The 1,379-nt window shown below is 54.4% G+C and carries 1 protein-coding gene; it reads right to left on the reverse strand.

Translation table 11 applies throughout. The features are described from left to right. Window positions 1-253 precede the first annotated feature (253 nt). Entirely contained in the window at window positions 254-1,288 is a 1,035-nt protein-coding gene (locus TA5113_RS02805; RefSeq protein ID WP_058313755.1) for an IS110 family RNA-guided transposase, read from the reverse strand. Between the last annotated feature and the right edge of the window lie 91 nt (window positions 1,289-1,379).

Here is a 1,379-nt window from a genome sequence, read left to right on the forward strand (position 1 = left end):
CTTCTCTAATTGGGTGTCTGGGTCAAGCTCATATTCCTTTTTCTGAGTGTTTGGGTATCGTCTATCCGGGTCACGCTTCTCTTCGCAGTCTGGTTTGGCGCTCGAAGGGCGCCGCTGCATGCATGTGTCGGATTGGAAGTGGAGAGCCCCGCTTTCCGGCGCGCTTCAAGTTGCGCAGCAGACATTTTCGGCTTCATCCACGAACCTCGTCCGGATTGGACGATCCCGTCAGGTTAGGTGGTAGGCTAATTGTTCATGCTGTGCCTCCAACTTTTTCCTGACGGAATTCTGTTCCGTCGGTCCACATACGATGCAAAAGAACGGCAAGTTTGCGAGCGACCGCGACAACCGCTCTGCGACGCCCTTTAGTCCGCATCAACCGCATGCCCCAAGTCTTGATCTGTGACCCCGCCATCGTTCGCATCAACAAAGCATTGGCCGCAGCATAAAGAGTTGCCCGAACGTCTCGATCTCCAGCTTTCGATATGCGGCCCGGGTTGTCGTGTTCGCCTGACTGATATCGTCGCGGTGTGAGTCCGAAGTGTGCGGCCACAGTCCGGGATCGCTTAAATCGTTTTGGGTCATCCACAGCCGCCTTGAATGTAAGGGCCGCTATCGGACCCACACCAGGAACAGTCATCATGCGCATACAGACTTCGTCCTGAGAGGCAGCTCGCTTAACGCGTCGATCAAGTTCAAGATAGTTCTGGAAGAGGACAACCCGGGCATCAAGCAGAGGGATGATTGCGTGCGCGAGAACGTCATCCATCTCGATCATGGGCCGCACGAGGCCATCGAAAGAGCCGTGTTTCACTGTTCTGGGCAGCCGAACCCCAAAGATCTTCAATAGACCTCGTACTTCATTGGCCAGATCCATCGTCTTCTTAAGCAATGCCTTGCGTGTGCTCAGAAGCGCTCGTAGTCCATGGGCTTCGCGGCTCTTCATATGAACCGGGCTGAACCAGCCGGTCCGTAGAATCTGAGCTATGCCCTTCGCATCGGTCCTATCGGTTTTGTTCCGCATCGCAGACAAAGCCGCGCTGACCTGCCGCGCTTCCATGCAGACTATGTCGAAGCCTTTCGCTTGCAAGCCAAAGTAAAGGTGCTGACTAAGCGCGCCCGCTTCAAAGCCGATCCGCTCGATTGGATGGGGGAATGCCTCCAAGCAACCTGCAATATCACTAACTTCGCATGGCAACTCTCGCTCCAAGCAAACTTTGCCACGACCATCAACGACGCAAAGCGCACATGATCGAAGTGAAACATCTAATCCAACGAAGTATTTCATTCTCTGTCTCCCTTTCTCACAGCATTGCTGTGATCCTATCGGGAGCTCGACCTCAGAACAGGGTCAGCCCAATTACGCATGCTTACCGCCC

The organism is Cognatishimia activa (assembly GCF_001458335.1).
In the GTDB taxonomy this organism is placed as follows: domain Bacteria; phylum Pseudomonadota; class Alphaproteobacteria; order Rhodobacterales; family Rhodobacteraceae; genus Cognatishimia; species Cognatishimia activa.